The sequence below is a fragment of the Microvirga soli genome (genome assembly GCF_016734765.1).
GTDB lineage: Bacteria > Pseudomonadota > Alphaproteobacteria > Rhizobiales > Beijerinckiaceae > Microvirga > Microvirga soli.
In genome coordinates this window covers 25,914-32,989 of record NZ_JAERQE010000048.1, presented here as the reverse complement: position 1 = coordinate 32,989, position 7,076 = coordinate 25,914, and the positions used below count along the sequence as shown (strand labels likewise).

Genomic DNA, 7,076 nt, shown 5'->3' with positions numbered 1-7,076 from the left:
ACGAAACGCTTCATCGCGACCTCCGCTGATCTGCATCAGCTTAGCAGATCAACGCGTTTCCACACAGGCTGGACCCAGAGCTGACTCTCGATGACCTGGGTCATGACTGACCGACACCACACTCCTAGCAGGCTGTTGAAAAAGTCCGTGGCGGCGCAAGCTCGGCTGTGATTCATTCGAGACGGGCAACCGGAGGGAATGAATGCGCGGACGGGATGAGCGGACCGGAGAGCTGTTCTCCTATGTCGATCTGGAGGCCCGGGTGCGCGCGGATCATCCGTTGCGGGCGATCCGGGAGATTGCCAATCAGGCGCTGGTCCTGCTTCAGCCTTCACTGGCGGCTCTGTACGCGCCGCGCATGGGGCGGCCGTCCATCGCACCCGAGAAGCTGCTCCGCGCCATGCTGCTGCAGGCCTTCTACTCGATTCGCTCCGAGCGCCAGCTGATGGATCGGCTCGAATACGACCTACTCTTTCGCTGGTTTGTTGGGCTCGGCATTGATGATGCCGCCTGGGATCACTCCACCTTCTCCAAGAACCGTGATCGGCTTCTCGACGGCGACATCGCGGCCCAGTTCCTGGCCGCCGTACTGGCCCAGCCCAGGGTGAAGAAGCTTCTATCCATGGACCACTTCTCGGTTGATGGCACCCTGATCGAAGCTTGGGCTTCCATGAAGAGCTTCAAGCCGAAGGACGGCGCAGGTGATCCGCCGGCCGATGGCGGGCGCAACGCGGAGACCAACTTCCGGGGTGAGAAGCGCTCGAACGACACCCATGCCTCGACCACCGATCCGGATGCGCGGCTCTACCGCAAGGGAGCCGGCAAGGAGTCGAAGCTGTGCTTCCTCGGACATGCGCTCATGGAGAACCGCTCCGGCCTGGTGGTGGGCGCCTGCCTGACGCGCGCTGACGGCTATGCCGAGCGTACGGCGGCGCTGACTTTGATCGAGCCCTATGCCGATCGGCCGCGAGCAATCACGCTCGGCGCCGACAAGGCCTATGACACGCAGGACTTCGTCCGTGAGTTGCGGACCATGAAGGTCACACCGCATGTGGCGCAGAACGCGAACGGCCGGCGTTCAGCCATTGATCGACGCACCACCCGGCATGCGGGCTACGCGGTCAGTCAGCGTATCCGCAAGCGCATTGAGGAGGCGTTCGGCTGGATCAAAACTGTCGCCGGCCAAGCCAAGACGCGATTCCGGGGTGTTGAGCGGGTGGAACTGGCCTTCACGTTCGCAGCCGCTGCCTACAATCTGCTGCGCCTTCCCAAGCTCATGGCGGCGTCAGCATGAGCGTCCTCGGCAAATGGCGCATCACGAAGATGCCGGACTATGTCGAGGATTATCCCGACATGGTTGGGCTCGCCTATATCCTCTTCGAGGAGGGCGGCGCAGGAGAGTTCGCTTTCGGATGTGTTTCCGGCCGGATCTTCAGTGGCAGTCATGCAGATGCCGTCGCGTTCTCGTGGGAAGGCAACGACGAGATGGATGAGGCAGGCGGCGACGGCTGGGCTGAGCTCCAGGCCGATGGCTCGCTCAAGGGCGCAATCTGCTTCCACGGTGGCGACGAAGCAAACTTCATCGCTCACCGATGGACTTCTTCAACAGCCTGCTAGAGGCGTGGCTGGCGCTAGCCGCTCCCTTAATGTTCTTCACTTTCCGTGTTTGTATCGCGCCAAACAGAGCGATCGTGGTCGGGATTGGGCGCAGTCGGAGTGAACCAACCGCGCTCCTGCACCGCTCATTGGACAGGGATTGTCGCTGCGCTGGCTGGAACAATGCTTAGCGACGGTTGTACCGCATCTGCTTGGAGTGTGGGCGCAGGCTTTACCGCGACGGCGATGCCGCGCAGCACCCGATGGTCATGGATTAACCACTTGCCGACATCATGGTCATACGCGAAAGCCAGGCTGACTTGGGACGGCTGGCTCAACGTTTCGCCTGACCGCTTGGTCACGACGAACTCCATGGCACCGGCACAAGTGGCAGTCGCATCATCATACGAGTAGCATTTGATGTCGCCGAGCTTCACTGAGCGCAGCGTAGTGTGCCCATTCTCGAAGTAGTAGTGCTCGCTGACGGCCTGCGGTCCAATCATGTCGGCGGCGTCCACACCATGCAGACGGCCATAGTGATCGTACAACTGCGATATCTTGTTGTGGTCACCCTCGGTATAGGCTTGGGCCCAAGCCGAGATGATGTCTCGGACCTCCTCGTCCGGGCCTGCTAACGCTGGAGAGACTGTGATGCATAGCGCCGACGCAGCAAGAATTCTCGATACGGTTCTCATGGAGACCTCCTGAAAGAGTTCACGACCTCTGGATCTTGGGTTCTTCAGCCAGCTCCCGTAGGAGGAGGGATTGGGATCGGTGATCTGTTAGGGGGCGGGTGCTACGGAGCCGCAGCCACTTGCAGGTAGCCCAGCGTGTCCCTCTCGGCCTCGCCCGTAATCGTGCCGACCTGCACGATCTCATTGCGTGCAGAACTGGTGAGGGAGCTGGTTCGCTCGCCACCAGCCGGCCCGCACAAGAGGCCGAAGGTGTCTTTCTCGGGATCCCCACTCAGGTTCCCTACCTGAAAGACCTGAGTAGAACCGCATGCGGCCAGAGCTGGTCCGGCGGTTGTGAGAACAAGAGCGGCGGCTGCAAGGATGAAGAGAGGACGTCTGGGCATAGCTTCGCCTCCTCCGGAACCGATTGGGTTCCGCAATCATGAGAGTCTTGACGGGATAGGGTTGGATAAGATACTTTCGTGATATGAAGATTTCACGAAAATGACCTTCTGTCAAATATAGGGACCTGATGGCGAGAGACTACAGAATGCAGAAGCGGGCAGAGGCCCGTGATCAGGTACGCGAGCGGATCGTGGAGGCGGCGATGCGGCTCCATGACAAGAAGGGGGTGGTTCCCACAACCTTCGCCGAGGTCGCGGAAGGGGCTGGTGTCGGGCCGGCCACTGTTTCCCGGCATTTCCCCACCCTCGGTGACCTTGTCCGGGCCTGCGGCGCGCATGTGTGGCACGCAATGCGTCCCCCGACTCCCGACACTGTTGCTTCGGTGTTCTCCGAAGCCAAGACTGGCCGCGAGCGCCTCGTGCGGTTGGTCGAGGAGCTGGATGCCTTCTACGCCCGGGGCGCGCACCGCCTCGCCCTTGCGGCGCGAGATCGCGAACTCGTGCCCGAGCTCGATGGTTTTCTCACCGCTGTGGAGGCCGGCGTTGAGGCACTGGTCAGGGAGGCGCTGGCGCATACCGAGGATGGCCCACATGTCATCCAAGTCGCAGTCGCGTTCACCAGCTTTCAGTTCTGGACGCAGTTTACACGGGTTGATCTCGCTCCTGCGGAGTTGACCCGATTGAAGGTCAAGATCCTGGAATACGCACTCAAGGCTGCGCGGCAGGTCTAGTCTCCGAGGGGCTGCTCTCGGTTCCAAAAGGGGTTCCGTCGCAAATCTGGAGCAGGGGCGCGAAGATAGCCGAGATCTCCTCTCAAGCTCATGCGGCGATCAAGTCAAACTGCTCGGCAAGTGACGGCTGCGAACGGCAGGCGTACTTCGCCTGTCCTTTGCGCATCATGTGAATCATCTCAATGCCGCCCAGGATCACGCGGGCACTGGCCACAGATTGGAAGCCGAGCATCGGCCGCACCCGCCTCTTGATAGCGCGATGATCCTGCTCAATGCGATTGTTGAGGTAGGCACTTTGGCGGATGCGAATGGGTTTCACACCAAGCTGTGATCTGTTCTGGAGTCGGTCGACGGTATCGCAGGACCTGATCGCCTCGCGGTTCGTCTCACTGCCATCGATCACGATCCGCTCCGGACGGCCATGCCGCTTCATCGCCTTGAGCAGGAACCGTTTGGCGGCGGTCAGATTGCGCCGCTTGCTGAACCAGAACTCAATGGTGTCGCCGCTGCTGTCAATCGCGCGGTACAAGTACATCCACCGCCCCCGGACCTTGATATACGTCTCGTCGATATGCCATTTCCGGGTCACAGGACGCTTGCGCCGGTTGAACTGCTCCAGCAGTTCGGGCGAGTAGCGAATGACCCATCTGTGAATGGTCGCGTGGTCGACGGAGATGCCCCTCTCGGCCATCATTTCCTCTAAGTTCCGCAGGCTGAGACCGTAAGCCAAGTACCAGCGGACGCAGAGCAGGATCACGGATCGATCAAAATGCCTGCCCTTAAACACACTACCCTCCATCCTTGAGCCCGGGGAGGATTAGCTGAAACTCTGAAACAAAACGTTTGCGACGGACCCCTCCGTCGACCATGCCACAATCCATCGCTGGACCCTGCGCTATGCGCCGCTGCTACTTGAACGCTTCAACCGCCGCAAACGTCCTGTCAGCCGAAAATGGCATATTGACGAGACATACATCAAGGTCCGCCGCCGCTGGATGTACTTGTATCGCGCGATCGACAGCAACGGGGATACGGTCGAGTTCTGGTTCAGCGAGCGGCGCAATCTCACTGCCGCCAGACAGTTCCTGCGCAAAGCCCTCAAGCGCCATGGCAGGCCCGAGCGGATTGTGATCGATGGCAGTCAGACTAACCGAGAGGCGATCCTATCCTGTGACACGGAAAACCGGCTCGAGGATCGATCAAGACACAAACTGAAGCCGATTCGGATCCGGCAGAGTGCCTACCTGAACAATCGCATCGAACAGGATCATCGCGCCGTCAAACGCCGGGTCCGACAAATGCTCAGGTTCAAATCAGTGAACAGCGCTCGCGCGATCCTGAGTGGCATTGAAATGGTGCACATGATGCGCAAGGGACAGGCAAAGTATGCCTGGAATCGGCAGCCTTCGCTCGCTGAGCAGTTCGAGCGACTCGCTGCATGACGGTCGAGGGGGGCGCTTCTATCGTGCTGTCTCAGTTCCAGAGTTGCGACAGAACCACGTCAGATCAGTTGAGTTGGACCCCTGCTTCCCTGATAACTCTGCCCCAGCGAGTATTCTCTTCCCTCACGTACCTGAGAAGCTCCTGAGGATTTGCTGCCGCCGCCTCATTGCCGATTTCCCGCATGCGTTTGGCGAAATCGGGCGATTGCACGATGCCGGCGACAACAGAACTTAGCGTCTGGGTAATATCCGTCGGAGTGCCCGCGGGTGCGAAAACAGCAAACCAGCTTTCCGCAACGAGCTCAGGGTACCCAAGTTCTTTGAAGGTCGGAACATCGGGGAGTTGAGGCGAGCGCTCGTTCGTCAGAACTGCCAAGGCGCGATACTGATTTGCAGTCACGTTCGGTACAGCATTGGTAAGAGCCTCCACGTTGCTGTCGACTACTCCCGCCAGCATGTCGTTCGTGGCAGGCGAAGCCCCCCGGTAATGAACTTGCTTCATCTCGATGCCGAGCTGCTTGCCGATCATCTCGCCGATGAGATGCACGACGCTGCCGGGCCCGTTAGTGGCATTGTTGATCTTGCCCGGATTTGCCTTGGCATAATCTTTGAACTCGGCAAGCGTTCTGGCAGGAAAGTCTTTCTTCACGACGAAGGCGAACGGCACCTTCGAAACAAGGGCAATCGGCTCGAAATCCTCGAGCTTGTAGGAGAGTTTATCGTAGAGGTGCGGGTTGGTGACAAAGGTTGTCGCTGCGGTGAAGAGAAGCTTATAGCCGTCCTTCTCCGCTCTTGCGACAGCAGCAGTGCCAATCGCGGTGCTCGCACCGCTCATGTTTTCGACAATGACATTCTGCTTCAATTGATCGCCTATGGCGGCCGCCGCGATCCGAGCCACGATATCGGCAGTTCCTCCTGCTGGAAAAGGCACGATAAGGGAAATGGTGCGGCTTGGATAACTGCTTTGCGCCTCTGCCACCGTGCCCGCTCCGAGGAGCGCTGTCAGGCTAAGCAGCGTCGCATAAAGGTTCCGGCGGTGCATCTTCCTCTTCCTCCCTTTCTTCGCCTTGAGACTGTCTCAGGGCGCTATGGTTGCTCCATGCTGCGGCCTGACCATGGTCAAACCAGTAGATCTGGCGCAGGTCCAGTGAGGCGGCGCAATGGCACTGTGATCGAGCGTCTCGGTGTCTAGACTGTTGCAATCGGTGTCGCAGGTGAGCCAACTGCGCCGGGCAGCCTCAGCGGCGGGGCCGTTAGAAGGAATGTCCAGCGGTCGTGGCTGCGCAGCCAGCGAGCTAGGTCCGCGAAGTACCACAGCTCGCCAAGGTGGACCCCGAGCTTGAACAGGCAGTGATTGTGCAGCGGCAGCCCAGGGTAAGTGTCGCCAGGCCCGGGCTTGGCCGGATAGGCTTCCACCGCGAAATTGTCAGCGCAGATAGCGGCAACTCCTGAATCCGTGATCCAGTTGAGAAGGCGCTCGTCTCGTCCGTCGAGAACAGCGCAGGACGATGACAGCAGCTCCTTGTCGGGCTGCTTGCCCATTTCCAGGATCAGGTCGGCGAAGCCGGTATAGAGGCAGAGAAAGTCCCCCGTTTCGACACTGGAGCGCTGCCCTTCCAGAACCCGCATGAGGTCCTCGTAGCCGACGATGGCGCGCTCCCGTCCGTAGCGGGCTTCCAAGTCGACGAGGACGCCGCGTCCCTGGACGCCGCTAACGGCGAGTTTCTCGATGCCGAGGGCCTTGGCTCCCTGGCCTTCTGAGGCGTCGTCCGGCCCCACGATGTCGATCCCCCCGCGATAGCCGTTGTAATAAACCTTTTCGACCATACCGTCGCCGTCTGCGTCGAACAGCTGTCCGACATGGCTCAAGCCGTCCCACTGTGTGGAATACTGCGTGTAGAGCAGCACCGCGTCGTCGGACACGACATCGGAGAAGCAGCCGCAGACATTGCTGAGCCGGAAATTGTAGTTATGGGCCGGGCCCCGTTTCTCGTAAAAGAAGCGGGGCTCCTTGCGATACTCGAAAAGGGTGTTGCCACCTGGATGATCGAGCGGCAGGCTCAACGTGAATGTCTCGCCATGAGTGATCTCCCGAATCGCCCGAAGGCGACGCTCGGGGGTCAGGAGGTTCATACGTCCGACTTGATCGTCGGGCCCAAAATCACCCCAGTTGGAGCCTTCAGGTCGCCGAACCCAGCGCTTCTCGGTCATGATGTCCTCCCTGTGTTC

General features: G+C 59.9%; 8 protein-coding genes and 1 pseudogene. 4 read left to right on the top strand and 5 right to left on the bottom strand.

Annotated features, from left to right (window positions below; translation table 11 throughout):
- The first annotated feature begins 202 nt into the window (after positions 1–202).
- Positions 203–1,294: an IS5 family transposase gene (locus tag JKL45_RS24500; protein WP_201864423.1), complete on the top strand. Its 1,092-nt coding sequence runs from the start codon at positions 203–205 to the stop codon at positions 1,292–1,294.
- Positions 1,291–1,617, top strand: coding sequence for a hypothetical protein (locus JKL45_RS24495; protein ID WP_201864422.1), 327 nt, complete (start codon positions 1,291–1,293; stop codon positions 1,615–1,617). The genes JKL45_RS24500 and JKL45_RS24495 overlap by 4 nt, the downstream gene beginning before the upstream one ends.
- Positions 1,618–1,742: 125 nt before the next feature.
- Here JKL45_RS24495 and JKL45_RS24490 read toward each other — a convergent pair whose 3' ends face one another.
- On the bottom strand, positions 1,743–2,291 hold the full coding sequence (locus JKL45_RS24490) for a Cif family virulence factor (RefSeq protein ID WP_201864421.1): 549 nt from the start codon (positions 2,289–2,291) through the stop codon (positions 1,743–1,745).
- Positions 2,292–2,392: 101 nt separating this feature from the next.
- On the bottom strand, positions 2,393–2,674 hold the full coding sequence (locus JKL45_RS24485) for a hypothetical protein (protein ID WP_201864420.1): 282 nt from the start codon (positions 2,672–2,674) through the stop codon (positions 2,393–2,395).
- A 146-nt stretch (positions 2,675–2,820) separates the two neighbouring features.
- On the opposite strand from JKL45_RS24485, the gene JKL45_RS24480 reads away from it, so the two are divergent.
- Complete coding sequence (locus JKL45_RS24480; RefSeq protein WP_201864419.1) at positions 2,821–3,405, top strand: TetR/AcrR family transcriptional regulator; 585 nt, start codon at positions 2,821–2,823, stop codon at positions 3,403–3,405.
- Positions 3,406–3,493: 88 nt separating this feature from the next.
- Here the strand turns inward: JKL45_RS24480 and JKL45_RS24475 are convergent, their stop codons facing one another.
- On the bottom strand, positions 3,494–4,192 hold the full coding sequence (locus tag JKL45_RS24475) for an IS6 family transposase (RefSeq protein ID WP_376771074.1): 699 nt from the start codon (positions 4,190–4,192) through the stop codon (positions 3,494–3,496).
- Between the two features lie 70 nt (positions 4,193–4,262).
- On the opposite strand from JKL45_RS24475, the pseudogene JKL45_RS24470 reads away from it, so the two are divergent.
- Positions 4,263–4,847: pseudogene (locus JKL45_RS24470) on the top strand (IS6 family transposase); the annotation flags it as partial.
- 64 nt (positions 4,848–4,911) lie between these two features.
- On the opposite strand, the gene JKL45_RS24465 reads toward JKL45_RS24470, so the two are convergent.
- Both JKL45_RS24465 and JKL45_RS24460 read right to left on the bottom strand, forming a co-directional pair.
- Complete coding sequence (locus JKL45_RS24465; protein WP_201864417.1) at positions 4,912–5,826, bottom strand: Bug family tripartite tricarboxylate transporter substrate binding protein; 915 nt, start codon at positions 5,824–5,826, stop codon at positions 4,912–4,914.
- A 209-nt stretch (positions 5,827–6,035) separates the two neighbouring features.
- Positions 6,036–7,058 carry a cyclase family protein gene (locus JKL45_RS24460; protein ID WP_201864416.1) on the bottom strand — a complete coding sequence of 341 codons (1,023 nt, stop codon included), beginning with the start codon at positions 7,056–7,058 and terminating at the stop codon, positions 6,036–6,038.
- Between the last annotated feature and the right edge of the window lie 18 nt (positions 7,059–7,076).